This is a genomic window from Actinoalloteichus caeruleus (assembly GCF_049311605.1).
Lineage (GTDB): Bacteria > Actinomycetota > Actinomycetes > Mycobacteriales > Pseudonocardiaceae > Actinoalloteichus_B > Actinoalloteichus_B caeruleus.
This window is the reverse complement of sequence record NZ_CP186005.1, coordinates 5174434-5199832: the sequence shown is the minus strand read 5'-3', so window position 1 is coordinate 5199832 and position 25399 is coordinate 5174434. Positions and strand designations below refer to the sequence as shown.

Here is a 25399-nt window from a genome sequence, read left to right as displayed (position 1 = left end):
GGGTGGGGCGAACCGGGTGCGTCAGGCGCACGTCCCGCCAGGCCTCGACGTCCTCGGGGCGCGGGAACACCGGTCCTGTCCGCCTGGTGCCTCGTCGCGCCGAGGAGGCCCGCGCGTCTGCCGGAGCAGTCGGCCCCCGCCGGTCCCCAGCGGCGAGGTGGTCGCCGCCGGGTGGGTGGGGGCAGGGGTTCCGCTGGCGGCTGAGGGGCCCGAGGTCGGCCCGCCCGGACTGGGGCGGGTGGCGCTGGTCCCGCCGCGGTGGGCCGGTCCGCTCGGATCACCCGCGTCACCCGGGCAGGGCCGGACGAGGAACGGGCCCGGCGTGTGCCGGGCCCGTTCGCGTGGGGGCAGCCGGAACGGCCGCTGGTCCGGTGGTGTCAGTTGCCCGGCACGACCAGGCCGTTCGGCCAGTCGTACACGTACTGGGTCTGCGGGTTGAACTCGTCGAAGGTGACGCGCTTCGCGGTGTTCGTCCTCGGGTCGTCGAGTTCGACGACGTCGAGGCCCCGCTGCATCCCGTTGGAGTAGATGTAGCCGTTGTAGTAGTAGGCGGACCACGAGCCGCCGCCCTGGAGCCGGTCCGGGTTCAACGGTCCCCGGTCGAAGTAGGCGATCTCCCTCGGCCGGGCGGAGTTGGTGAAGTCGAAGACGGAGATGCCGCCCTGGTACCAGGCCTGCACCATGAAGTCGCCGTGCTTCGTCGGGATCAGCGACCCGTTGTGGGCGACGCAGTTCTCGGTGTCCTCCTGGTGGCGGGGGATCTTGTAGTAGCTGCGGAACTCGAGCTTGGGCTCGCCGCCCCGGTCGACCACGTCGTAGATGCCGTTCGCTCCGCGCGTCGGTCCGACCTCCTCGTTGCAGGTCGCCGCGCCGCCTCCGCCGAGCTCGTCGGTGAAGACCACCTTCGTGCCGGCGTTGTTGAAGGTGGCGGAGTGCCAGAAGGCGAAGTTCACGTCGTCGCGGACCCGTTCGATGACGACCGGGTTCACCGGGTCGGCGATGTCGATGAGGATGCCGTCACCCATGCAGGCGCCGGCCGCGAGATCCCTGGCCGGGAACACGGTGATGTCGTGGCACCCGGTGGTCCTCCGCTGGCCGGCGGGCGGGCCGGGGTTGCCGGTGTCCCCGGGGAAGAGCACCGGCTCGGCGATCAGCGCCGTGGCCGCCGGGTCGTCCAACGGCACCTCGACGATGGAGATCTTGTTGTGCGGCGGCTGGCACTGGGGGAAGTTCGCCGACGGCGCGTACGAGGAGATGTACAGGTAGGCGACCTCACCGCCCTTGTCCGGTACGAGGGTGTGGGTGTGGGAGCCGCAGTCGGTGCGGACGTCGGCGACGTAGCGGGGGCTGGTCACGTCGCTGATGTCGAAGACCCTGATCCCCTCCCACCCGTTCGGGTCGGCCGCGGTCGTCGACTCGGAGTCGCAGGTGTTGTTGGTGCGCGGGTAGTCCACCGACAGGAAGAGCAGGTCCCCGTGCACGGTGATGTCACCCTGCCCGCCGGGGCACCACACCTGGGAGACGATCTGGGGGTCCTCGGGGTCGGCGATGTCGTAGACGACGAAACCGTTGTAGTTGCCGAAGAACGCGTAGTCGTCCCGGAAACCGATGTCGCTGCCGACGCTGTCGGTGTTGTCGAACGGCGCCTGCTTGGGCAGGTGGGCGACGTGGCGGATGTTGTCGCTGTGGAAGACCTCCTCGTCCACCGACTGCGGGAGGACGCCCTCGGTGGCGAACGGGTCCGCCTCGAGCGGGTCCGCGGACTGCGCGTACGCCGGGACGGCCAGCGTCGCGGCGGCCGCGAGACCGGCGGCCGCGACCAGAGCCGCCCGGGCTCTGCGCGCACGGGAATGGAAAGCCTGCCTCACAATGATCTCCCCTCGGGAATGCGCCCCCCCGGTGGCACGTCGAACCACCTAGCAGTATGTGGAGGACCGTCGGGGCGAATGTATCCGCCGAAAGAGTGATGATTTCACGTGGATCTCATGCGGGTGGCAACGCTGGGTGAGGAGGGAAATCAGTGCTGGTGAGCGCGGTGCTGTGGGGTAGTGCCGTGTCATCGTCCCGTTGTCCCGCGATTCTCCCAGGCCGTGGACGGGATTCCGTGACGGGAATGTGAATGATGTGTTTCACCCGTCCGGCGGTGGTTTGGGAGGAGGAATGGTCGAGGGCGCGGCAAATCGGAGGAGGGCGTGATTCCGGCCTAGGAATCGACGGTGACCGCGCCTAGGCTGGCTCCCGAGTCGCATCGCGTTCGGTGCGCGCGCCGGCGGTTCCACCGTGGACCTGGACGGGTCCGCGTACCGCCCGGTCGGTGACGAGATGACGGGAGAGTCGGGTGCGGGTGCGGGGAGTGGGCGGACCGGGGGCGTCGGGCATGGGACGGCTGGCCGTCCTGGTCGTCGGGGCGGTACTCCTCGCGGGATGCACCGGATCCGGTGTGGACGAGCACACGGGTACCGAGGCGCCGCCGCTGGTCGCCCCGGGCGGGCCGGGTGACGAACCACGCCGGGTCGCCCCCGACGGTCCGCTCAGCGCCGGACAACCCGAGGCCAACGAGCACGACCTCACCTTCGTCGACATGATGGTTCCCCACCACGAGCAGGCGCTGGAGATGGCGGCGCTCGCCCCCAGCCGGGCAGCGGACCCCCGCATCGTCTCGCTCGCGGGGCGGATCGAGGGGTCCCAGGGGCCGGAGATCGGGGCGATGCTGGGGTGGCGCGACGGGATCGTCGACGCGACCGGGCATGCCCACCACGAGGACCACCACGGGGGCCACGACCACGCCGACATGCCGGGGATGGCCACCCCGGAGGAACTCACGGCGCTGGCCGCCGCCGAGGGATCGGACTTCGACCGGCTGTTCCTCCGTCTCATGATCGCCCATCACGAGGGGGCGCTGGAGATGACCGACGAGGTCCTCTCGCGTGGGTCGGACGTCGCCCTCCAGGCGATGGCGGCGGACATGATGGTGGGGCAGACGGCCGAGATCGACACGATGCGCGAACTCCTCGGCTGATCTCGCTCGGTGACGACCCGCTGCTCCAACCGGGTGGCGAGGTGGACATCGCCGGACAAGGTCCAGGTTAATCCTTTTCGTCCTCACTCGATCGTGTGAAACTCACCGCGAGGTTGGATTCCTCGTTCCCTGCCCAAGGCGGGCTGGTCGCCCGCCCAAGCCGAGGAGTTGAGTTTGCGCCCACTACGAGTTGTCGCCGCCGCGGCCTGTCTCGCGATCAGTGGTCTGGTCGCCCCCCTGGCGGGTGCCGCCACCGCCGAACCGGCCGAACTGGACACGGCCAACCAGCCGATGATCATCGACGGGAACTTCGCCGAGGAGACCCGCGGCGCGGCCCGGTTGTTCCGCAACGGCGCCGAGGTGTGCTCGGCCACCGTCATCGCCCCTGAATGGGTTCTCACCGCCGAGCACTGCGTCGCCAGCAGCGGCAACAGCGTCCGGTACGGCGACCTGGACCAGCACGCCGGCACCCTGGTGGACCAGGCTCCCAACGGCGTCATCACCCACCCCAGCGCCGACCTGGCGCTGATCAGGCTGGCGAACGAGGTCGACACCGAGTTCACGCCCCTCGCCCCGAGCCAGCAGGTCGCGGTCGGCGACACGGTCCAGACCTACGGGTGGGGCGCCACCTGCATCCCCGCGCCCGGCCAGGGCGAGGCCAGCTGCCAGTCCCAGTACCTCAAGTACGCCAACGTCGAGGTCACCGGGGTCGACGGCACCTGCCGCGGTGACTACCGGGGCGGCCTGGGTGTGTGCGGTTCCCGCATCGACGGCATCCCCGCCGGTGGTGATTCCGGCGGCCCGATGTTCGCCGAGTCCGGGTACCAGATCGGTGTCGCCTCCACCAGCGACCGCCGCAGCGTCACCGTGTACACCCACATCACCCCGTACCGGGACTGGATCACCCAGCACACCGGTGTCTGAGCGGTGACACGCCCCGCCGTGCGTCCTCCTGAGGAGGGCCGGGTGTGAGCCGTCGGCGCCCCGGGTCGTACCCACCGGCCCGGGGCGCCGCGCCGTACCGGGGCTCGGCCCGCCGAGCACGCAGTCGTCGGCGGGCCACGGGTACCCCGTGCGCTGCGACGACCTCGACAAGAACAGCGGGTACCCGGGTGGAACAGGCCGTGCCTGGGCCTCCCATCCCGCGGCCGATGTGGCCCTCGCCCAGTTGGCGAAGCCCGTAGGCAGCGATCCCGCCTCCGACCCCCGAGCCCGACGTCTCGGTCGGTGACGCCGTCCAGGGCTACTGCTGGGCGCGACCCGCGTGGCGGGGTCGGGCCGCTCGCGGCACCTCCGTAGTCGGGTCAACCCTCGGGTGCCGGGTGCCGGATGGCCTGTGCCGACGACCTGGGCGGTGCCAGGGTGCGCGAGTCCCGGATCGCCGCGATGCGGGCGCCCAGCGACTCAGGTGAACCGGCGTTCTCGGGATCCGGTTCGGTGCGAATCCCCCGGTCACCTCCACCCGCGACCGTCGCCGGGTCACCGTCCACACGCACCTCGTTCCGTGCCGGCGGTGCGACCAGGACCACGCGGGCGGCTGGAGCGGGCCCACCGGTCACGCGCCTGGCGGTAGGGATGCGGGCCGGGAGTCGTCCCGCCTCGACTCGCGCCTCCGCCACCCGTCCGGCTCCCTGGTGCGTGGAGCCGGGTGTTCCCGGGGTCGACGCCCTCAACGGGGCGGCGGGGCCGTGCTCTGCCGGAGCACCACCTCGGCCCGGGTGCGCACCGTGCGCGTCCCCCGGATGGGCTGGTCGCCGAAGGCCAGCCGCGCGGCCTGCTCGCCCATCTGCTCCAGGGGCAAGCGGACCGTGCTCAACGAGGGCACCAGGTCCCGCAGGGTGGGGATGTCGTCGAAGCCGGCCACCGAGAGGTCCGAGGGGACCCGCAACCCCTGGTCGCGGATCGCCGCCATCGCCCCGGTGGCCATCACGTCGTTGACGGCGAACAGGCAGGTGATGCCGCTGTCCCTGGCCAGCATCTCCCGGGTCGACTGGTAGCCACCGTCCCGGGTGAAGGCGCCGTGCACCAGTACCGGCTCCGGCAGCGGGTCGTCGCGGTTCGCCAACCCCTCCAGGAAACCCGTGGTCCGGTCCACCGCGCTGACCAGGTCGGCCGGACCGGCGAGGACCCCGAACCGCCGGTGACCGAGTTCGGCCAGCCTGCTCGCCAGCGCGCGGGCCCCGTCCTTGTTGGCGGGCACCACGGTGTGCACGGGCAGGCGGTCCTGCGAGATGCACGCCACCCGACCGCCCTGCTCCATGAAGGCCACCATCTCGGTGCTCAGCCGTTCCGTGTGCAGGGACTCCGTCGTCCGGCTGCCGGCGAGCACGACGGCGCGGGCCCGGTGGGCTCGCAGCGTGGAGAGCAGCGACAGTTCCCGGTGCGCCTCGCGGCCCGTCACGCCGAGCACCACCACCAGACCACGGTCCTCGGCGACGCGGCTGACGCCGGCGGCGATGCTGGAGAAGTAGGGGTCGGCGATGTCGTGCACCAGCAGCCCGACCACGGGGGAAGCGCTGCGCGCCAAGGCCTGCGCCGAGGCGTTCACCAGGTAGCCCAGTTCGGTCGCCGCGACCACGACCCGGTTCCGCAGCTCCTCGCCCACCCTGCGGTTCGAGCCGTTGAGCACCCGGCTCGCGGTCGCCAACGAGACCCTGGCGTGTTGGGCCACCTCGACCAGGGTTGGTTGTCGTCGTGCCACCGCCCCTCCCGCCCTCGAGCCTCGTCGCTCCGCGCCCCGCACCAGCCTGGCCACACACCGCCCGAGTGGTTGGGAAAGCACTTTCCGCCATGCGGATGATGGCAGAGGCTGCTCCGGTCGGGTAGGCGGTCCCGCCTCGCCGACCGCGCTGGCCGGAACCGGTCAGCGGCCTGCCGGTCGGGCCGGTAAGCGCTTGCTGGGCGAGTTGGACACAGGTTGAATCCGCACAGGCAGCGGTCGAGACCGGCACGAGAACGCCGGGGCGGCGGCCGGACGGCCGGGGTGGCGGCAGGAGGTGCGGAGCGACCCGTCCACGCGCACCCGCCCCGGCGAGGACAGGCCCAGCGCCTGTGGAAGGAGCACCTCAAGGTGAGTGACGGCAACCAGCGGACCCGGTACGCCCTCGTCGGGCTGGGATCTCGGGCCGAGATGTACGTCAACGCGCTGGCCAGCGGGTTCCCGGACACGGCCGAACTGGTCGCTCTCTGCGACTCCAACCAGACGAGGATCGCCGCCTACAACGGCTGGCTGACCGACGCCGGCCACCCGGCGTTGCCCGCCTACACCCCCGACCGCTTCGAGGAGATGCTCACGGCCGAACGCGTCGACGCCGTGATCGTCTGCACCACGGACAGCGCGCACGACCACTACCTCGTCTCGGCGATGAACAACGGGCGCCGCGCCATCACCGAGAAGCCCATGACGGTCGACGTGGCGAAGTGCCGCGCCATCCTCGACACCCAACGCCGCACCGGCGTTCCCGTGGAGGTCACCTTCAACTACCGCTACAACCCGGTGCACCAACGGGTGAGGGAGCTCCTCGCGGACGACACCGTCGGACGCGTCGGCTCGGTCACCTTCGAGTGGCTGCTCGACGTGCAGCACGGAGCGGACTACTTCCGCCGCTGGCACCGGGAACGCGAGCACTCCGGTGGGCTCCTCGTCCACAAGTCCAGCCACCACTTCGACCTCGTCAACTGGTGGCTCGACGACCGGCCCGAGCTGGTGTTCGGCATGGGGCGGCTCTTCTTCTACGGCGAGTCCAACGGCGCCCGGCACGGGCTGGCCCGTGACTACGCGCGCGCCGCCGGCTCCGAGGAGGCCAGGAGCGACCCGTTCGCCCTCGACCTCGCCGCCTCGCCCCGCATGCGCGCGCTCTACCTCGACGCCGAACACGAGGACGGGTACCTGCGGGACCGCAACGTGTTCGGCTCCGGCATCACCGTCGAGGACGACATGTCCGTGCTCGCCCGCTACCGCTCCGGGGTCTCGCTGAACTACCAGCTGCACGCCTACTCGCCGTACGAGGGCTACCGGGTGTGCTTCAACGGGTCCGGCGGCCGGCTCGAACTCGCCGTGCGGGAGAACGACTACGCCCGCTCGCCCGTCGAGGACGGCTTCCGCCTCGAGCGCCCGCCCGGCACGGACGCCGCCGACTTCACCAGGGCCACCATCACGCGGTACCCGTTGTTCGCCGAGCCGGAGGTGCTGCTCGACGAACCGCTCGAACCGGGGCACGGCGGTGGTGACGAGCTGATGCTGCGCGCCCTGTTCGGCCCGCCGGCCGCCGACCCGCTCGGCCTGCGGGCCGACCACGTCGCCGGTGCGAACGCGCTGGCGGTGGGGCTGGCCGCCACCGAGTCGTTCCGGACCGGCGCGCCGGTCCGGGTCTCCGACCTGCTCCCGCTCTGACCGGCCCCGGCCCCGGCCCACGCCCAGGCCCACCCCCACGACCGTCCAGACCCGACAGCGCGACGACCGGCGGCGGCAGCCGCGGAAAGGGAAGCAGCGACTGATGACCAGAAGCATGGAGGCTGTCCGAGCACGCCTTGGCGGCTTCGCCTACGGCGGCGACTACAACCCCGAGCAGTGGTCGGAAGATGTGTGGGTCGAGGACCTCCGGTTGATGCGGGAGGCCAAGGTCTCCCTCGTCAGCGTCGGGATCTTCTCCTGGGCCAGGGTCGAACCCCGTCCCGGCCAGTTCGACTTCGCGTGGTTCGACCGGGTCCTCGACGGGCTCGCCGAGAACGGGATCGGCGCCTGCCTCGCGACCATGACCGCGTCGCCCCCTGCCTGGCTGGGCCGTCTCTACCCGGAGACGCTGCCCGTGACCGTCGACGGCACCCGCCTCTCCCACGGTTCCCGCCAGCACTACTGCCCCTCCAGCCCGATCTACCGGGAACGCGCCGCCGAACTGGTGCGGCGGATCGGTGAGCGCTACGGCGACCACCCGGCCGTCGCCCTCTGGCACATCAACAACGAGTACGGCTGCCATCTGCCCGCCTGCTACTGCGACGAGTCGGCGGTGGACTTCCGGCGGTGGCTGCGCAGCCGCTACACCGACATCGACGAGCTGAACACCGCCTGGTACACCGACTTCTGGGCCCAGCGGTACACCGACTGGGACGAGATCCTGCCGCCGAGGGCCGCTCCCTTCCACTCCAACCCCGGGCAGCGCCTCGACTTCGCGAGGTTCACCTCCGACGCCTTCCTGGCCTGCTACCGCATGGAGGCCGACATCCTCCGCGCGGCCGCGCCCTCCGTGCCGGCGACCACCAACTTCATCAGCTCCGGCGCCTCCATCGACGCGTTCGCGTGGGCGGAGGAGATGGACGTCGTCTCCTACGACGCCTACCCGGACCCGTGGGACCGCCAGAGCCAGCGGGAGATCGCCTTCAACTCGGACCTGATGCGGTCACTGCGGGCCGGTCAGCCCTGGCTGTTGATGGAACAGGCCACCAGCGGCGTGAACTGGCGGGACCGGAACTCGCCCAAGGCCCCGGGCGTCATGCGGCTGGACAGCTGGCAGGCCGTGGCGCAGGGCGCCGACGCTGTCATGTTCTTCCAGTGGCGGGCTTCCCAGGGCGGCACCGAGAAGTTCCACGCCGCGATGGTGCCGCACGCGGGGGAGAACACCCGCATCTTCCGCGAGGTGTGCGCACTGGGTGACGAACTGGCCAGGGCCCGGGAGGTCGCCGGGAGCCGAGTGGTCGCCGACGTGGCGCTGCTGCTGGACTGGTCCAGCTGGTGGGCGTTGGAGATGGACTCCCACCCGAGCGTCGACGTCCGGCAGGTCGAGTCCAGTCTGGCGCACTACGCGCCGCTGTTCGAGGCCGGCGTGGCCTGTGACGTCGTGCACCCGGAGTCCGACCTCAGCGGGTACCGGCTGGTGATCGCGCCCAACCTCTACAGCGTCAGCCCGCAGGCCGCCAGGAACCTCCGCGAGTACGTCCGGGGCGGCGGCCACCTGGCGGTGTCCTTCTTCTCCGGCATCGTCGACGACCGCGACCAGGTCTACCTGGGCGGCTACCCGGGAGCCTTCCGCGACGTGCTGGGCGTCTGGGTCGAGGAGTTCTGGCCGCTGCCGGAGAACGGGACGGTCCCGGTGCGGGGCCTGGGAGACCAGGACACGGAGGTCCTCGGCACCGTCTGGTCCGAGCAGATCCACCTGGAGGGCGCCGCCGCCGTCGCGTCGTTCGCCGGCGGGGAGCTGGCGGGGTCCCCGGCGATCACCCGCAACGAGTTCGGCTCCGGGGTCGCCTGGTACCTCGGCACCCGGCTGCCCGAGGACGCCATGCGCGGCCTCGTCGACGGCATCCGGGCCGAGGCCGGGGTGGCGCCGGTGCTGCCCGACCTGCCGGCCGGCGTGCGGGCCTGGGAGCGTGTCGCGGAGAGCGGTGAGCGCTACCTGCTGGTGCTCAACCGGGGCGAGGAGCCGGTGCGGATCCCCCTGCCCACGCCCGGGACCGACGTCCTCCAGCCCGGGGACCCGCTGACCGAGGTCGCGGTGGAACGGCGGGGAGTCGCCGTGCTGCGCCTCGCCCGCGACTAGTCGCACCGGAGCCGCCGCCAGCGCCTCCTCCGCGAACGTCAGCCCAGGTCGCGGGGGAGGCGCGGCTCCACGGTGGCGGCGACCGCCTCCGCCAGCGCGCAGGCGGTGTCGGTGTTCTCCGAGCTGCGTGCGCGCACGAGCGCGTGCGCATCGGCACCGAGGGCGATCGTCAGATCGCAGGCGTTGCCCTCGGTCGACCGCATGGCGGGCCGGGAACCCACCTGGGTCTCCACCGCGTCGTCGGGAAGCAGGGTGGGGTCGACGCCCCGCAGCGCGGAGATGCCGAGCAACAGGGTCGGGCCGCCCCGCTCCAGGGCGGGGATACGGCAGGAGGCGACGTCGGTGCCCGGCATCGACTCCGCGGCGGACCCGTCGACACCGAAGGCGGTGGTCTCCTCGGCCGTCAGCAGTTCACAGGCCTGGATCATCGCCGCGTCCTCCGTCGAGGGCGGCTGGTCGCCCTCGGGACCAGCTCCGGGGGAGACCGGGGTGCCGGGGGCGTGCTCGGGACCAGCTCCGGTGCTCTGGTCGGCCGGTGGGCCCTCGGAAGCGCGCGACGCCGGCGGTTCCTCGGCTGGCAGCGCGCGACCTCCCTCCACCGTGGTGCAGGCGGTGAGGACGGCGCAGGCGAGCAGGGCCCACAGCGGTGTCGCGACTCGCGGGCGCGAGGATCCCGTCATGTCTGGTGCCTCCCGGTGATCGGACGGTGGCATGGAGTACCGCGGCGGGCCAGCGTACGGGGTCCGTCGAGGAGGGCAGGGGGGACCTCGCCCGCGTCGCCGGTGCGCCCGCCCGGGACACCCGGTCAGCCTGTCAGCCCGCCGGTTCCGGCTCCTGCGCGCCGACGCGGCCGCCGAGCTCGCGCACCGGCCGCAGCAGGGCGCCCCAGGCGGGGCCGCCCGTCGCCCGGCCCCTGTCCTCCCGGTGTCCGGTGGACTCGCGGACCACCAGCTCCGGCGTGAACATGACCTGCTGGTGCTGGTGCCCGGAACCGGTGCCCTCCGCGATGACGAGGTCGGCGGCCGTCCGTCCCAGCAACGTCGCGGGTTGTCGGACGGAGGTCAGCGGGACGGCGGCCGCGGCGGCGAAGTCGATGTCGTCGTAACCCACGACGGCCACGTCGTCCGGCACGGAGACGCCGGCGCGCAGCAGCACCTGGAGCAGTCCGAGCGCGACGAGGTCGTTCACGCAGAACACGCCGTCCGGTAGCTCCCCCCGCGCCAACAGCTGTTCCGCGGCTCGTTGGCCCGCCGCGACGTCGAGGGTGGCCACCTCCAGGAACTCGAGGTCCGCGGGGTCGTGGCCCGCCCTGCGCAACGCCTGCCGCCCACCGGCGTGCCGTTCCGCGCACTGCCGGGTCGCGGGTGAACCGGCGATCATCGTCAGGTGGCGACGTCCGGTCGCCAGCAGGTGGGTGACGGCGACCTCCCCGCCGACCCGGTCGTCGACCGCCACCGAGCACAGGTCCTCGGATTCGGCCGGATGTCCGACCAGGACCACGGAGACCCCCCGCGCGGCCAACTCGCGCGCCGAGGACAGGTCGTCCTCCACGGGGGACATCAGCACCCCGTGCACCTGCTGCTGGGCCAGCAGTTCCAGGTGGCGGGACTCCCGGTCCCGTGATCCGTCGCTGTTGCACAGCATCACGGCGTGCCCGGCCTCCGTCGCGGCCGCCTCCACGCCCTTGGCGAGGTCGGTGAAGAACGGGTTGCCGACGTCGAGGACGACCAGGCCGATGGTGCGGGCGGTCCCCGACCGGAGTTGCCGCGCCGACTCGTTGCGGACGAAGCCGAGTTCGTCGATGGCGGCGAGGACTCGCCGGCGCGTGGCGGGCGCGACGACCGACGGGCGGTTGAGCACGTTGGACACCGTCCCCACCGACACCCGGGCGGCCCTGGCCACCTGCCGGATGCTGGCTGCTGCCTGCTGTCCCACCGCACCTCCCGCTGGGCAGACGCCGAGACGCTGGCTGACGTCTTGAAACGTGTCAATCACCGTGATGGAGTCGCTTCCCGCACCGTGGGGAAGCCTGGAGGAAGTATGCCGCACTGGTGGGAATGCTCGGGCAAAAAGTCCCGCACGAGAGGTTGACACCGCGAAGAGGCGTGCTGCAAACTCAGCACAAGCGCGTTGTTGAAACGATTCATTAACCCGGTGGCAACCCAGGACGAGGGGGCGGCCGGCGTTTGTCGGGACGACCCACTCAACGAGGAGGCCGGGCGCATGATGCGGTCGCGCGCAATGACGGGTTTTCGGCACGTTCGGGCCGAGTTGGCGACAGCCGTCGCTCGGGGCCCCGTGGTTCGTGGTGGTCGCTCGTGACCCAGCGGATCTGCTTCACGCTCCAGGTGCGCCCTGACCGCCTGGAGGAGTACCGCGAACGGCACGCGGACGTCTGGCCGGACATGCGGAAAGCGCTATCCGAATCCGGGTGGCGCAACTACTCCCTCTTCCTCCGCGAGGACGGCCTGCTGATCGGCTACCTGGAGTGCGACGACTTCGACGCCGCCAGGGAGGCGATGAACCGCACCGAGGTCAACGCACGCTGGCAGGCCGAGATGGCCCCGCTGTTCGCCGAACTCGACTCCGGCGCCGCCGACGAGGACATGAGTCCACTACCCGAGGTCTTCCACCTTCCCTGACGGTCCCTCCCCCGCGTCCCACGCACTCCGCGTCCCCTGGTCGCGGTGGTCGCCGCCGTCCACATCCGCAAGGAGCCTCCTGATGACCGAGATCAGTCCCAGTCGCCGCGCCACGGTGAAGTCGATCCTGCGCGGCCTGCGGATCGAGACGCCGTCCTGGGCCTACGGCAACTCCGGGACCCGGTTCAAGGTGTTCGCGCAGGCCGGAGTGCCACGCACCCCGCAGGAGAAGATCGACGACGCCGCCAAGGTCCACGAACTCACCGGAGCGGCACCCAGCGTGGCCCTGCACATCCCCTGGGACAAGGTCGACGACTGGGCCGGGCTCGCCGCCCACGCCCGCGACGCCGGCATCGAACTCGGGGCGATCAACCCCAACGTCTTCCAGGAGGACGACTACAAACTCGGCAGCATCTGCAACCCGGACCCCGGCATCCGCCGCAAGGCCACCGACCACCTGCTGGAGTGCGTGGAGATCGCCGAGCAGACCGGGTCGAAGATCCTGTCGATGTGGGTGGCCGACGGCACCAACTACCCGGGGCAGGACGACATCCGGGCCCGGCAGGACCGGCTGGCCACCGCGCTGCGCGAGGTCTACGACCGGATGCCGGAAGGCATGCGGCTGCTGCTGGAGTACAAGTTCTTCGAACCCGCCTTCTACACGATGGACGTCCCCGACTGGGGCACCTCCTACGCGCACTGCGCTCAGCTCGGACCGGCCGCGCAGGTCCTCGTCGACACCGGGCACCACGCCCCGGGCACGAACATCGAGTTCATCGTGTCCTTCCTGCTGCGGGCCGGGATGCTCGGCGGCTTCCACTTCAACTCCCGCTTCTACGCCGACGACGACCTCATCGTCGGCCTGGCCGACCCGTTCCAGCTGTTCCGCCTCATGTACGAGGTGAACCGGGGCGGCGGCCTCGCCGCGGACTCCGACCTCGCCTTCATGCTCGACCAGTGCCACAACATCGAGCCCAAGATCCCGGCGATGATCCGATCCATCACCAACGTGCAGGAGGCCACCGCCAAGGCGCTCCTCGTCGACACCGACGCGCTGCGCTCGGCCCAGGAGGCCGGTGACGTCCTCGGCGCCAACGAGGTGCTCATGGACGCCTACCACACCGACGTGCGGCCACTGGTCGCCGAACTCCGCACCGACATGGGCCTCGACCCCGACCCGATCGCCGCCTACCGCCGCTCGGGGTACCAGCAGCGCATCGAGGCGGAACGGGTCGGCGGCAACGCGATGGGCTGGGGAGCCTGACCGCACCAGGGCACCCGGCCACACCGGGAAGCGCCAGCAGCCAGTGGAACACCGTCCCGGCACCGGGGCGCACGAACAGGGAAGAGTGGAACGCAGTGTCGAGTTCAGCGTCAGGCGCCCCGGACACCGGACGGGGAACGCACCCGGAGGTCAGCGCGCTCATCGCCCGCTGCCACGACCTCGGCTCCGACCCGCGCAACACGAACTACGCCGGTGGCAACGCCTCCGTGAAGGCGTCCGGTACGGACCCGGTGACGCGCGAACCCGTCGAGCTGATGTGGGTCAAGGGCTCCGGTGGTGACCTGGGCACCCTGACCGAGGAGGGCCTGGCCGTGCTCCGGGTCGACCGCCTCCGCTCCCTCGTCGACGTCTACCCCGGCGTGGACCGCGAGGACGAGATGGTCGCCGCGTTCGACTACTGCCTGCACGGCAAGGGTGGCGCCGCGCCGTCCATCGACACCGCCATGCACGGCCTCGTCGACGCCGCCCACGTCGACCACCTGCACCCCGACGCGGGCATCGCGCTGGCCACCGCGGCCGACTCCCGCGAACTGACCGCCCGCTGCTTCGGCGACCGCGTCGCCTGGGTGCCGTGGCGGCGACCCGGGTTCCAACTCGGCCTGGACATCGCCCAGATCCGCCGCGAGAACCCCCAGGCCATCGGCGTCATCCTCGGTGGCCACGGCATCACCGCCTGGGGCGACACCTCCGAGGAGTGCCGCGCCAACTCCCTGGAGATCATCAGCACCGCCCAGGAGTTCATCGACAACCACGGCCGGCGGGACCCGCTCGGCGCGGTGGTGCCCGGCTGGGAGCCCCTGCCCACCGAGGAACGACGCGCGCGAGCGGCCGCGCTCGCCCCCGTGCTCCGGGGACTGGCCGCCACCTCGCAGCGGGAGACCGGCGAACCCGCCCCGGGCCGCGGCCCGCTCGGCCACTTCACCGACACCGACGTCGTCCTCGACTTCGTCTCCCGCGAGCGGATGCCCGAGCTCGCCGCGCTCGGCACCTCCTGCCCGGACCACTTCCTCCGCACCAAGGTGCGGCCGCTCGTCCTGGACCTGCCCCCGACGGCTCCCCTCGACGAGACGATCGCCCGACTACGGGAACTCCACGCCGCCTACCGCGACGACTACCGCGCCTACTACGAGCGGCACGCCACCCCCGACTCCCCACCGATGCGCGGCGCCGACCCGGCCATCGTGCTCGTGCCAGGAGTCGGGATGTTCTCCTTCGGCGCCGACAAGCAGACCGCCCGCGTCGCCGGCGAGTTCTACGTCAACGCGATCAACGTCATGCGCGGCGCGGAGGCGCTGTCCCGGTACCAGCCCATCGACGAGAACGAGAAGTTCCGCATCGAGTACTGGGAGCTGGAGGAGGCCAAGCTGCGGCGGCGGCCCAAGCCCCGGCCCCTGGCCGGGCGGATCGCCCTCGTCACGGGTGGCGGCAGCGGAATCGGGCGGGCCACCGCCCGTCGGCTCGCCGCCGAGGGCGCGTGCGTCGTCGTCGCCGACCGGGACGGCGCCGCCGCCGCCGAGGTCGCCGACGAACTCGGGGCCAAGGCCCTCCGCACCGCCGACGTCGCCGTTCCCGTCACGGTGGACGTCACCGACACCGACGCGGTGGCGGCGGCGGTCGACGCCGCGAGCCTCGCCTTCGGCGGGGTCGACCTGGTCGTCAACAACGCGGGACTGTCCATCTCCAAGCCCCTGCTGGAGACGACGGACGCCGACTGGGACGTGCAGCACCGGGTGATGGCCCGGGGCTCCTTCCTCGTCGCCCGTGCGGCCGCGGCGGCCATGGCGAAGCAGGGCATCGGCGGGGACATCGTCTACGTCGCCAGCAAGAACGGTGTGTTCGCCGGACCCAACAACGTCGCCTACGGCGCGGCCAAGGCGGACCAGGCGCACCAGGTCCGACTGCTCGCCGCCGAGCTGGGCGCGCACGGCATTCGGGTCAACGGCATCAATCCGGACGGCGTGGTCCGTGGTTCCGGCATCTTCTCCGGCGGGTGGGGCGCGCAGCGCGCCGCCGTCTACGGGGTGCCCGAGTCCGAGCTGGGTGAGTTCTACGCCCAGCGGACCCTGCTCAAGCGCGAGGTGCTCCCCGAGCACGTCGCCGCCGCCGTCCACGTCCTGGTCGCCGGCGAGCTGACCAGGACCACCGGGCTGCACGTGCCGGTGGACGCGGGAGTCGCCGCGGCGTTCCTGCGGTAGGGCGCCGAACGGCGCCCGTCGGAAGCGTTTCCGGGGTCGGTCGAGGACACAGGAGGAGGTCCCAGTGGTTGCGGTGGCTATGCGCGCGACGGCACTGAGTGCGGAACGGGTTCGTGCCGAACAGATCAGGACCGACTGCGTCGGGGAGGTGCGGCTGACCCGGGAGGAGCGCCAGATCCTCGCGCTGCTCGCGGAGGGCTACCTCCTGGACGGCATCGCCAGGCGGATGTGCACGTCCAACCGGACCCTGCGCCGCAGGATCAGGGGCGTGTGCGACCGACTCGGCGTGCAGACACCCATCCAGGCCGTGGCCTGGGCCGCCCGGCGCGGGCTCATCTGAGCCCACCCACCACGGGCGACGACCGGACGCGGCCGGCGGCAGCCACCGCGACCACCGCCCCCACGGGGGGCGGCAACCGACACGACGAGCGCGGCGGGGCACCGGACCAGGTGCCCCGCCGCCCTGCGAGGAGAGGAGGACGCGGTGACGGCCACCAGGGCCACCAGCGACCCGACAGCGGGCGGAGCCGTGCACTGCGCCGCCGTGGACCTGGGCGCCTCCAGCGGCCGGGTGCTGCTGGGCAGGATCGGCGGCGGTGAGCTCTCCGTCACCGAGGCGGCCCGGTTCCCCAACGACCCCGTCCGCACCGTGGACGGCTCCGGGGTGTCCCGACTGCACTGGGACGTCCTCGGCCTCTACCAGCGGACGCTGGGCGGCCTCGCCGCCGCCGCCCAGCTCGGCGGGACGCCGTTGTCCAGCGTCGGCATCGACTCCTGGGCGGTGGACTACGGCCTGCTGGACGCAGAGGGGGCCCTGCTGGGCACCCCCTTCCACTACCGGGACGCCAGGACCGAGGACATCCTGCCCGAACTGCTCGACGACGTCCCGGCCGAACGGATCTACGACATCACCGGCATCCAGTTCATGCCGATCAACACCCTCGTCCAACTGCGGTCGAGGACCGGCCGCGCCCAGCTCGACCACGCCAGGACGCTCCTGCTCATCCCTGACCTGCTGGGCTACTGGCTGACCGGCGAACGCGTCGCCGAGGTCACCAACGCCTCCACCACCCAGCTGTTCGACGTCCGCGCCCGCCGCTGGTCGCCCGAACTGGCGGACGCGGCGAGGATCCCACCCGGCCTCCTGCCGCCGGTGCGGGAACCGGGCCTCCCCCTCGGTGCCGTCCACGACGAGGTGGCGTCCCACCACGGCCTGCCAGCCGGGCTCCCCGTCGTCACCGTCGGCTCCCACGACACGGCATCGGCCGTGGTCGCCGTGCCCGCCACCACCGAACGGTTCGGGTACGTCTCCTGCGGCACCTGGTCCCTCGTCGGACTCGAACTCGACCACCCCGTCCTCACCGACGACAGCCGGCGGGCGAACTTCACCAACGAACTCGGCGTGGACGGCACCGTCCGGTACCTGCGCAACGTGATGGGGCTCTGGCTGCTCCAGGAATCCATGCGGGCCTGGCGAATCGCCGGGCAGGACCACGACATCGAACGCCTGCTCGCCGACGCGAGCCGAGAACAGCCCTTCCGTTCCGTGCTGGACCCGGACGACCCGGTGTTCCTCGCTCCCGGGGACATGCCCGCCCGCATCGCCGACGCCTGCCGGCGCGCCGGGCAACCCGTGCCCGAGACCCCCGCCGCGCTCACACGGTGCGTGCTGGAGAGCCTGGCCCTGGCCTACGCGCGCACGCTCCGGACCGCCTGCGAACTCGCCGACCGGCAGGTCGACGTGCTGCACCTCGTCGGAGGCGGCTGCCGCAACGAACTGCTCTGCCAACTCACCGCGGACGCCTGCGGGATCCCCGTCGTGGCCGGGCCGGTGGAAGCCACCGCGCTGGGAAACCTCCTCGTCCAGGCCAGGGCCGCCGGGCGGAGCGAACTGGCCGGCCTGCCGGAGATGCGCGCCCTGATCACCAGCACCCAGCCGCTCCGGCGGTACGAGCCGGACCGCTCCGCCGCCACCACCTCAGCCTGGGCCGAGGCGGCCCGCCGGGTGCGCGCCACGAGCTCGGCGAGCTGACCGGGACCGGCCTCCCCGCTCGGCTCGCCCTCGGCACCCACCCCGCCACCGCGGGGGCCGTGACCGTCGTCCAGCCCGAGGTGCGCTTCCAACGGGGACGACGTGTCTGTGGCAGGACATCGGCAAACCTCTGGGCGAGGGCGAGGGGCCGGGAGGGGATCGTCTGCCCAGGGGGGCCAGAACCGCCGGGATGTGGCTTCAGCCCCGACCTCGGAGGCCCCGCCCTCAGCTCCGCTCGCGGGGAAGCTCGGGTTCCACGACGGCGGCCACCCGCTCGGCGGCCTCGCAGGCGGCCTCCTGCGATTCGGCCCAGCTGACCGTGACAGTGGCGTGGGCTGTTTCTGCGAGTTCCATGGAGATCTGGCACATGGTCGGGTCGCGGTCGTCGGTGATGAGGAGTGCGCGAAGTGGTCCGATCTGGTGTTCTGTGGAGTTGTAGTTGGTGAGGTTCAGCTCGTCCAATGCCCAATCAGCGTCGAGGCCGATGGTCATTGTTGGTGTTTCCATGGGCGCCGCTCGATAACGGCACCAGTAGATGATGCCGACATCCTCGAACTCGGCGGTGGTGGGGTCGAATCCGAGGTCGGTGATCTGGTTGTCGTCGAGTACTTCGCAGGGCAGGACGTTGGCGATGTCCTCGGCGAAGGTGGTGTTGTCGGGGTTGGTGGTCGTATCGGGTGTGGTGGAGTTGGTGGTGTTTGGGGTGGTGGGGGTATGGGCTTGTCCGGTGGTTTCGGTGGTGCAGCCCGTCAGGACGGTGAGCAGGGTGATTCCCGCGAGTGCCGTGGTGTGGCGGTGTGGGGGTGTCCGACGGGTCATGTGAGGTGGTCTCCGGTGTTGTTGAGCAGGGTGGCGTTGTTGGTGTCCTGTTGTTGGGTGTTGCGGGCGGAGGTGCGGATGGCGGCGGCGAGGTCCTCCAGCGCCTGGATGTAGAGCACGAGGTTTTCCTTGGCCGAGGTCGGCGCGCCGACCGCCGTCACCGGGGTCGTGCCTGGGTGGTCGCTGTCGCCACTGTCAGTGGTCGGGAGGAGCGTTTCCCTCCTGGCTGGCGACCGCTGCCCAGCCTCGCGTGGTGGGGGTGGGGATGGCCGAGCAGCGCGGTGGGGCGGCATGAGGTGGTTCAGCGTCCGTGAGTTGGCTCGCCGTGTGCTCTGTGCTGGGCCGGCTTTGGGTCGCCCTTTCAGCGGAGGTGTGCTCAGCTCTGCTCTCGCGGGAGTTCGGGCTCCACGACGGCGGCCACCCGCTCGGCGGCCTCGCAGGCGGCCTCCTGCGACTCTGCGAAGTCCACGGCAACGGTCGCATGAGCGGACTCGCTCAGCTCCATGGAGATCTGGCACATGCTCGGGTCGCGGTCGTCGGTGATGAGGAGTGCGCGAAGTGGTCCGACCTGGTGTTCCGTGGAGTTGAAGTTGGTGAGGTTGAGTTCGTCCAGCGCCCAATCCTTGTCAATGTTGATGGACAGGAGCGGGCTTTCCAACGGCGCGGGTCGGTAGAGGCACATGTACGCCACACCAACGTCATCGAATTCGGCGGTGGTGGGGTCGAATCCGAGGTCGGTGACCTGGTTGTCGTCGAGTACTTGGCAGGGGAGGACGTTGGCCAGTTCCTCGGTGAAGGTCGAGTTGCCCGGGGCGGTGGTTCCCTCCGCGGTGGTGGAATTGGTGGTGTTTGCGGTGGTGGGGGTGTGGGCTTGTCCGGTGGTTTCGGTGGTGCATCCCGTCAGGACGGTGAGCAGGGTGATTCCCGCGAGTGCCGGGGTGTGGCGGTGTGGGGGTGTCCGACGGGTCATGTGAGGTGGTCTCCGGTGTTGTTGAGCAGGGTGGCGTTGTCGGTGTCCTGTTGTTGGTTGTTGCGGGCGGAGGTGCGGATGGCGGCGGCGAGGTCTTTGAGCGCCTGGATGTAGAGCACGAGGTTTTCCTTGGCCGAGGTCGGCGTGCCGACCGCCGTCACCAGGTCCTGCTCAGCCATCGTCAACGCCACCGGACTCGAGCCCAGTCGAACGCGTTCCTCGAGGAGGCGAAACTTCCGCAGCCGCTCCGTGGCACGAACGGCGATGGCGTCGATTTTGGTGGCCATGCTCTCGGCGCTCTCGGGGTTGATCGAGACCTTTCCCGCCGCGGCGGCCGCGCTGAACGCCGCGATGCTGCCCGTCATCTTCGCCGTCGAGGGAACCGCGGAACCGGTGCCGCCGCCGTCGCTTTCGATGTGCACGCTGCCTCCCACGTTCTCTTCGCGGAGCGGCGTCAGCCGGACTCCGCGGCACTGGTCAACGCTACCAACGGGGAAACACACCGCAGGTATGAATCGGTGCACCGACTCCGAACGGAGCAGGAACGCGTCAGGACGAGGCGAGAAGCGAGAAGTAGGACGTGTTTCAGCGTCCTCGGCGCGCGAGGCGCCATTGGACCGCCGCCACGAGGAGGAACACGACGGTGGACACGAGGGGGATCCACCCGTGACCGTCCTCGCCCATGCCGTCGCCGTCCAGCTTCTGCCGTAGGCAGAGTGCCAGCACGACCGCGCAGCCCAGCCCGCCCAGGGCGAGACCTCGTCGCCGGGATCCTCGTCGACCACCCTCACGTGGCCCGAACGCGGCGTCCATCGCGGTCGCCGCGACGACCACGGCGAGCACGATGGCCCCGTAGGAGGCGATGCTGGCCGGCCAGCTCCCGAAGACGACGGACAGCATCGTGACCGAGGCGCCGAAGGTGCCGGCCACGACGCCGAGCAGTGCGGCGCCGAGCAGGTGCGACGTGCGCCGGGACGTGCCGCCTTCCGAGGTCTGCGGCGGGTCCGGGGCTGGGACGTCCCGGTCAGGGCCGCGTGCCGTCCGCCCCGGGGTGAGAATGCGTCGCGCGAGCAGGAGCAGCCCGGCCACGCCGCTGGCGGCGGGCAGGGGGAGCATCACGGTGAGGACCAGGGCCAGGCTCGGGGAGATGTACTCGGTGACCACGGGCGCGATCTCGCCGGGAACCTCGTGGAAGGTGCAGGTCGCCCGAGGGGGGAGCAGGGTGGTCCTGACGACGACCCTCGTCGTGTCGATGTCGAACCTCGCGGCGCAGGCGGCGCCCTGGTCGAGCCACACCGGCATCGCCGCCTGCACGACCAGCATCCAGACGAGGAAACCGACCAGGCTGAGGCCGAGCAGCGTCCAGTGGAGACGGCGCCCCAGTGCGGTCCAGGTTCGCCGCTGCCGGTTTTCTCCGTGATGTCCGCCCTCGCTCACATCGGTTCATCCTGCCAGCGCGCCGTAGCGGACATTTCGCCGTGGCGCACCAGCGGTCCCTCGTTCGGGCAGGAGGGCTTGCGCTCGGTGATGAGCGGGGGAGCGCGCAGCCGCGCTCCTGGGGCCACCTCCGGCGGGGTGGGGCCGTCTCGGGCCGCTCGCCGGACGGGCGGTCCCGGGCGGACGGGAGCTGGCGGTCGTCGGGTACCGGCGAGGACGAGGGCTTCGGCGGGCACGGGTCGCTCGCGGCTATCCGGCGGCGGCCAGGTCCTCCTCGCCGAAGCTGAGCGGGTTCGCGTCGTGGACCGGTTCGAAGGCGCCGTCCCCAACACTGCGGTACACCCCCTGAACGGGACTGATGAGGGACAACGGCAGGTCGTCCCTGGAAAGTTCGGCGAACAGGAGGTAGGTGTCCCCGACGACCATCCGTGTGGAGTCGGCGTCCGAGGGTTGGCCGATGCGAACCGTCTCCCCGACGGCGCGTTCTCCCAGCACGACCCGTTCGACCTCGAGTTCGTGGACGGTGTACGAGATGACGGCCGCCGGTTCTCCGCCGGCCCGCTCGGTGCCCGAGGCGAGGGCGACGTCGATCCGCCGCTGGGACGTGGCGAGCAGCCGACCCTCAACGACGACATCGGCGGCTGAGCGGAGTCGCGCCAGGGAGTCGAAATGCGGCCAGTCGCCGGCCGGGGGAGCGGTCGCGGGTCCGCAGCCCGCGCCCAGCAGGGCGGCCACCGCCGAGGCGAGCACCGCCGGTCCGCGTCGAACGTCCGATCGTCGGGAGGCCACGGTCAGCGGCCTCCGGTCGGCTCGTCCGGTGCCGTCTCGTGGACACCGAGGCCGGGGTACCGCTCGGGCAGTTCGGGAACGCTGGTGACGGTGACGCCGGCGATGCCGGACACCGCCTGTTCGGCCTCGTCCACGTCGGTCCCCGCGACCTCGACCAACACCCGGTTGTCCATGGGGTGCACGCCGATCCCGCCGAGCACGCCCGCCTCAATCAACGCCTCCTCGGCCCGGGCCCTGGCTGCCTCGAGTTCCAGCGCCGCGAACTCGACCCGGGTGAGGGTGACGTGGTCGACGAGGTCGGGGAAGTCGTCCAGCGCGGTGGGGCGCGGGTCGACCTCGGTCAGCGCGACCACGACGCGGAACTCCGGCTCGTACCCGCCGATCCACGCTCCGCCGAAACGGTCGGGTTCCTGGGCGACGAGGGCGGCTTCCAGCTCGCCCACCTGGTCCTGGGCGGGGTGGTGGTGCGCGCCCGCTTCGGCTGGCCCGTCCTCGGCGCTCGGCCCACCGGACCCGAGGCGCGGTTCCGGGTGGGTCGAGGACGCCGAGGGGTATGGCGGTCCACTGGTCGCGGGTGTCCCGGTTCCCGCGCATCCCGCGAGTGCCAGCAGCACGCAGGTCGCGGTCACCCCGGTTCTGAACGCCCGTGTCGTCATGTCCGTGTCCTTATCTTCTAAGTCGGGTCTGTTCTGGTCAGTCGTAAGATCGGGAGGGCCCGGGGACTTCGGGTGTGGCTGTCATGTGGTCGCCGTTGGTGTGGCTTGAAAGGATTGGCCGCCCGAGGTCCCGCGACGACTCGACCGCTGATTGGGATGAGCGAACCGATCGCTGCATAAGGACGTGCCGGCGAGGTCGTCTGCCGGGTGTTCCGCACGAACGACGACGGAGGTGGCCGTGCCCGAACTCTGGGCCGGCGTGGACGCGGGCAAGGCCGCGCACCACTGCACGGTGATTGATACCGACGGCACGAAGGTGCTTTCCCGCCGGGTCGCCAACAACGAGGCCGACCTGTTGGAGCTGATCGGTGACGTACGGGCTTTGGCCCCGGACGTGCTGTGGGCGATCGACCTGAACTCCGGCGGGGCCGCGCTGCTGATCGCATTGCTGGTCAACCACGGACAGAAGCTGCTCTACATCCCCGGTCGCACCGTCCACCGCGCCGCCGGCACCTATCGTGGGGACGGCAAGAGCGACTCCAAGGACGCCTTCGTCATCGCCGACCAGGCCCGGATGCGCCGTGACCTGCACCCGGTGACCGCCGGCGACGAGATCGCGGTGGAGTTGCGGATCCTCACCGCCCGCCGCTACGACCTGGCCGCCGACCGCACCCGGGCGATCAACCGGCTGCGCGCCCAACTGCTGGAGTACTTCCCCGCGTTGGAACGGGCCTTCGACTACAGCACCTCCAAGGCCGCCCTGGTCCTGCTCACCGGCCACCAGACCCCCGCCGCACTGCGTGAGCGCGGCCGGGAACAGCTCGCCGACTGGCTGCGCGCCCGGAAGGTCCGCAACAGCGCGACGGTCGCCGCCGCCGCAGTCGCCGCCGCCGAAGCCCAGTTCACCACCGTCCCCGGAGAGATGACGGCCGCGGCCATGGTGGCCCGGCTCGCCAAGGGGGTGATGGCCCTCGATGACGAGATCGCGGAGACCGACGCGCTCATCGAGGGCCGGTTTCGCCGACACCGTCACGCCGTCGCGGTCCTGAGCATGCCCGGCGTCGGGCCCCTGCTCGGAGCCGAGTTCATCGCGCTGACCGGCGGCGACATGGCCGCGTTCGGCAGCGCCGACCGGCTGGCCGGTGTCGCGGGCCTGGCGCCGGTGCCCAAGGACTCCGGACGAGTCCGGGGCAACCTGCGCCGGCCACGCCGCTACAACCGGCGCCTGCTGCGCATGTTCTACCTGTCCGCGCAGGTCGCCGCCCGCTGTTGCCCGACGTCGAAAGCCTTCTACGACAGGAAAAGGCGCGAAGGCAAGGCGCACAAACAGGCCGTCCTCGCGCTGGCCCGCCGACGCCTGAACGTGTTGTGGGCACTCATCCGCGACAACCGCGCCTTCCAGACCGGCACGCCGCAACCCGAAGCCGCAGCGGCCTGACGAGCTCACGGCCCGACACCTTCACCGCTTGACAACTTCATTGGGAATCCTTTCCTCGGCCCGGGTCGAGGAACCCGGCGCGGAAGGGGAGTGCTGGGTGGACGGTGGAACCGCGAGGTGGGGTTGCTCCGCGCCCGCGGCCGGCTGGGCGGGTACTCCCGACGGCCCAGTCGACTCCCCGACACGGCGGCCCACTCCGGCCAACCCGCGTCGTGGCCACTGTCCCCGCGGGTGCCGGTCGCCCTACCGTCCGGCGTGACCGGAAGGAGTCCCACATGTCGACGACCGGGAGAACCCGGGTGGCGGGTGTCCTCGGGGTGGCCGTCCTCGGGGCGGCTCTCGTCGCCTGCGGGGACAGCGGCGGCGGGAGCGGCGCCGTGTCGCTGCACTTCACCTGGTGGGGCAACGAGGACCGCGCCGAGGCGACGCAGCGCGCGGTTGACCTGTTCGAGGAACGCAACCCGGGTATCACGGTGACGACGTCGTTCGCCAGCTACGAGTCGTACGTGGAGAAGCTGTCCACCCAGGTGGCGGGTGGGGCCGCGCCCGACCTGATCCAGATGGACACCTTCTTCCTTCGTGAGTACGCGGAGCGCGGGGTCCTGATGGATCTGACCGAGCACGTCGGTGAGGCCATCAGCACCGAGCACCTGCCGGACACCCTGTTGGAGGGAGCGACCCTCGACGGTGCCCTGTACGCGCTGCCCCTGGGCCAGAACGTTCCCGCCCTCGTCTACGACCGGGAGCTGTGGGACGCCGCCGGGGTGCCGGCGCCGGAGATCGGCTGGACCTGGGAGGACTACCGGAGCGCGGCGGAGCGGGTGGCCGAGGAGACCGGGGAGGCGGGGACGACCGACTTCGGCTGGAACTCGGACTGGTTCGACTTCTGGTTGCGACAGCAGGGCAAGTCCCTCTACACCGAGGACGCCGGTCTGGGGTTCGACGAGGCCGACCTGGTCGACTTCTGGACGGTCGCGCAGGACTGGGTGCGGGAGGGGGTGTCCACCCCGCCGGAGACGACGACCTCGGTGAACGGCGCGCTGGACACCTCGCCGCTGGCCCGGGGCCAGGCGGGGTCTGAGTACAACTACGACTCGACGGCCGGCAGCTACTTCACGGTGTCGGACGACATGGCGTTGGCGCCTCTGCCGACGGACACCGGGAACGGCGGTGCGCACGCCGGGGCCTCCTCGCTGCTGAGCGTGTCGAGCCGCACCGAGCACCCGGAGGAGGCCGCCGCGTTCGTCGGCTTCCTCGTCAATGACGTCGACGCGGGGCGCGCACTGGGCGTGAGCAGGTCGATGCCGGTCAACGGCGAGGTGCGGGCGGCGGTGTCCGGCTCGTTGGAGGGCGCCGACAGCGCGGTGTACGAGTTCCAGGAGTCGGTCGCGGAGGAGCTGAACGAGGCCCCGCCGCCCCCACCGACGGGCGCCAGCACCAACAAGCGGACCTTCACCCGGATCTACGACGAGATCAACTTCGGTCAGCGGTCGGTGTCGGAGGGGGCGGCGCGGTTCGTGCGGGAGGCGGGGCGGGCGCTGCGCTGAGCGGTCCCACCCCTGTGCGTGAACGGGTTGGTGGCCG

General features: G+C 71.4%; 22 protein-coding genes. 11 read left to right on the top strand and 11 right to left on the bottom strand.

The features are described from left to right. Window positions 1–377 precede the first annotated feature (377 nt). Window positions 378–1871: an LVIVD repeat-containing protein gene (locus tag ACOJVX_RS21250; protein ID WP_372493021.1), complete on the bottom strand. Its 1494-nt coding sequence runs from the start codon at window positions 1869–1871 to the stop codon at window positions 378–380. A 467-nt stretch (window positions 1872–2338) separates the two neighbouring features. Here ACOJVX_RS21250 and ACOJVX_RS21245 point away from each other — a divergent pair, with 467 nt between their 5' ends. Together ACOJVX_RS21245 and ACOJVX_RS21240 are read left to right on the top strand one after the other, a co-directional pair. After that, window positions 2339–3019 (top strand): DUF305 domain-containing protein, encoded by a 681-nt coding sequence (locus ACOJVX_RS21245; protein ID WP_155886147.1) that lies wholly within the window; start codon window positions 2339–2341, stop codon window positions 3017–3019. 168 nt (window positions 3020–3187) lie between these two features. Continuing rightward, window positions 3188–3943: a S1 family peptidase gene (locus tag ACOJVX_RS21240; RefSeq protein ID WP_026419066.1), complete on the top strand. Its 756-nt coding sequence runs from the start codon at window positions 3188–3190 to the stop codon at window positions 3941–3943. Window positions 3944–4688: 745 nt separating this feature from the next. Here the strand turns inward: ACOJVX_RS21240 and ACOJVX_RS21235 are convergent. Next, a complete protein-coding gene (locus tag ACOJVX_RS21235; protein ID WP_026419064.1) occupies window positions 4689–5720 on the bottom strand; it encodes a LacI family DNA-binding transcriptional regulator in 1032 nt (343 codons plus the stop codon). A gap of 369 nt (window positions 5721–6089) precedes the next feature. On the opposite strand from ACOJVX_RS21235, the gene ACOJVX_RS21230 reads away from it, so the two are divergent. Together ACOJVX_RS21230 and ACOJVX_RS21225 are read left to right on the top strand one after the other, a co-directional pair. Continuing rightward, window positions 6090–7412: a Gfo/Idh/MocA family protein gene (locus tag ACOJVX_RS21230; RefSeq protein ID WP_026419063.1), complete on the top strand. Its 1323-nt coding sequence runs from the start codon at window positions 6090–6092 to the stop codon at window positions 7410–7412. A 103-nt stretch (window positions 7413–7515) separates the two neighbouring features. Continuing rightward, window positions 7516–9552: a beta-galactosidase gene (locus ACOJVX_RS21225; protein ID WP_035292191.1), complete on the top strand. Its 2037-nt coding sequence runs from the start codon at window positions 7516–7518 to the stop codon at window positions 9550–9552. A gap of 38 nt (window positions 9553–9590) precedes the next feature. Here ACOJVX_RS21225 and ACOJVX_RS21220 read toward each other — a convergent pair whose 3' ends face one another. Further along, a complete protein-coding gene (locus ACOJVX_RS21220; RefSeq protein WP_418155719.1) occupies window positions 9591–10232 on the bottom strand; it encodes a DUF3558 family protein in 642 nt (213 codons plus the stop codon). Between the two features lie 133 nt (window positions 10233–10365). Further along, window positions 10366–11487, bottom strand: coding sequence for a LacI family DNA-binding transcriptional regulator (locus ACOJVX_RS21215; protein ID WP_026419060.1), 1122 nt, complete (start codon window positions 11485–11487; stop codon window positions 10366–10368). 383 nt (window positions 11488–11870) lie between these two features. Here ACOJVX_RS21215 and ACOJVX_RS21210 point away from each other — a divergent pair, with 383 nt between their 5' ends. The 5 genes from ACOJVX_RS21210 to ACOJVX_RS21190 all read left to right on the top strand — a co-directional run bounded on the left by ACOJVX_RS21210 (window position 11871) and on the right by ACOJVX_RS21190 (window position 17706). Next, window positions 11871–12194 carry an L-rhamnose mutarotase gene (locus ACOJVX_RS21210; RefSeq protein ID WP_026419059.1) on the top strand — a complete coding sequence of 108 codons (324 nt, stop codon included), beginning with the start codon at window positions 11871–11873 and terminating at the stop codon, window positions 12192–12194. Between the two features lie 82 nt (window positions 12195–12276). After that, the gene (gene rhaI, locus ACOJVX_RS21205) at window positions 12277–13458 is read left to right on the top strand and encodes an L-rhamnose isomerase (RefSeq protein WP_030105186.1); all 1182 of its coding nucleotides are present in this window, start codon (window positions 12277–12279) and stop codon (window positions 13456–13458) included. Window positions 13459–13553: 95 nt separating this feature from the next. After that, on the top strand, window positions 13554–15674 hold the full coding sequence (locus tag ACOJVX_RS21200; RefSeq protein WP_051314005.1) for a bifunctional rhamnulose-1-phosphate aldolase/short-chain dehydrogenase: 2121 nt from the start codon (window positions 13554–13556) through the stop codon (window positions 15672–15674). Window positions 15675–15738: 64 nt separating this feature from the next. Beyond that, window positions 15739–16014 (top strand): LuxR C-terminal-related transcriptional regulator, encoded by a 276-nt coding sequence (locus ACOJVX_RS21195; protein ID WP_308208866.1) that lies wholly within the window; start codon window positions 15739–15741, stop codon window positions 16012–16014. 189 nt (window positions 16015–16203) lie between these two features. Next, a complete protein-coding gene (locus tag ACOJVX_RS21190; RefSeq protein WP_103057067.1) occupies window positions 16204–17706 on the top strand; it encodes a rhamnulokinase in 1503 nt (500 codons plus the stop codon). A 225-nt stretch (window positions 17707–17931) separates the two neighbouring features. On the opposite strand, the gene ACOJVX_RS21185 is transcribed toward ACOJVX_RS21190, so the two are convergent. From ACOJVX_RS21185 to ACOJVX_RS21155, 7 genes are all read right to left on the bottom strand, one after another. Next, complete coding sequence (locus tag ACOJVX_RS21185; protein WP_418155717.1) at window positions 17932–18525, bottom strand: DUF3558 family protein; 594 nt, start codon at window positions 18523–18525, stop codon at window positions 17932–17934. Then, window positions 18522–18686, bottom strand: a complete 165-nt coding sequence (locus tag ACOJVX_RS21180; protein ID WP_418155716.1) for a hypothetical protein — start codon at window positions 18684–18686, stop codon at window positions 18522–18524. The genes ACOJVX_RS21185 and ACOJVX_RS21180 overlap by 4 nt, the downstream gene beginning before the upstream one ends. 215 nt (window positions 18687–18901) lie before the next feature. After that, window positions 18902–19495: a DUF3558 family protein gene (locus ACOJVX_RS21175; RefSeq protein ID WP_418155715.1), complete on the bottom strand. Its 594-nt coding sequence runs from the start codon at window positions 19493–19495 to the stop codon at window positions 18902–18904. Then, window positions 19492–19929 carry a hypothetical protein gene (locus tag ACOJVX_RS21170; protein ID WP_422647049.1) on the bottom strand — a complete coding sequence of 146 codons (438 nt, stop codon included), beginning with the start codon at window positions 19927–19929 and terminating at the stop codon, window positions 19492–19494. Before ACOJVX_RS21170 ends, ACOJVX_RS21175 begins: the two co-directional genes overlap by 4 nt. Before the next feature lie 151 nt (window positions 19930–20080). Continuing rightward, window positions 20081–20932 (bottom strand): hypothetical protein, encoded by an 852-nt coding sequence (locus tag ACOJVX_RS21165; protein ID WP_103056147.1) that lies wholly within the window; start codon window positions 20930–20932, stop codon window positions 20081–20083. A 249-nt stretch (window positions 20933–21181) separates the two neighbouring features. Then, complete coding sequence (locus ACOJVX_RS21160; RefSeq protein WP_030107623.1) at window positions 21182–21721, bottom strand: hypothetical protein; 540 nt, start codon at window positions 21719–21721, stop codon at window positions 21182–21184. 2 nt (window positions 21722–21723) lie between these two features. After that, on the bottom strand, window positions 21724–22377 hold the full coding sequence (locus tag ACOJVX_RS21155; protein ID WP_418155712.1) for a hypothetical protein: 654 nt from the start codon (window positions 22375–22377) through the stop codon (window positions 21724–21726). A 232-nt stretch (window positions 22378–22609) separates the two neighbouring features. Here ACOJVX_RS21155 and ACOJVX_RS21150 point away from each other — a divergent pair, with 232 nt between their 5' ends. Beyond that, complete coding sequence (locus tag ACOJVX_RS21150; protein ID WP_035274619.1) at window positions 22610–23815, top strand: IS110 family transposase; 1206 nt, start codon at window positions 22610–22612, stop codon at window positions 23813–23815. A 275-nt stretch (window positions 23816–24090) separates the two neighbouring features. Then, window positions 24091–25362, top strand: a complete 1272-nt coding sequence (locus ACOJVX_RS21145) for an ABC transporter substrate-binding protein (protein WP_418156084.1) — start codon at window positions 24091–24093, stop codon at window positions 25360–25362. The last annotated feature ends 37 nt before the right edge of the window (window positions 25363–25399 follow it).

What these genes read in the sequence shown, in the direction of transcription:
- ACOJVX_RS21225 (WP_035292191.1), top strand. Translation starts at nt 7,516, where the DNA reads ATGACCAGAAGCATGGAGGCTGTCCGAGCACGCCTTGGCGGCTTCGCC.
- ACOJVX_RS21220 (WP_418155719.1), bottom strand. Translation starts at nt 10,232, where the DNA reads ATGACGGGATCCTCGCGCCCGCGAGTCGCGACACCGCTGTGGGCCCTG.
- rhaI (WP_030105186.1), top strand. Translation starts at nt 12,277, where the DNA reads ATGACCGAGATCAGTCCCAGTCGCCGCGCCACGGTGAAGTCGATCCTG.
- ACOJVX_RS21185 (WP_418155717.1), bottom strand. Translation starts at nt 18,525, where the DNA reads ATGACCCGTCGGACACCCCCACACCGCCACACCACGGCACTCGCGGGA.
- ACOJVX_RS21175 (WP_418155715.1), bottom strand. Translation starts at nt 19,495, where the DNA reads ATGACCCGTCGGACACCCCCACACCGCCACACCCCGGCACTCGCGGGA.
- ACOJVX_RS21155 (WP_418155712.1), bottom strand. Translation starts at nt 22,377, where the DNA reads ATGACGACACGGGCGTTCAGAACCGGGGTGACCGCGACCTGCGTGCTG.
- ACOJVX_RS21145 (WP_418156084.1), top strand. Translation starts at nt 24,091, where the DNA reads ATGTCGACGACCGGGAGAACCCGGGTGGCGGGTGTCCTCGGGGTGGCC.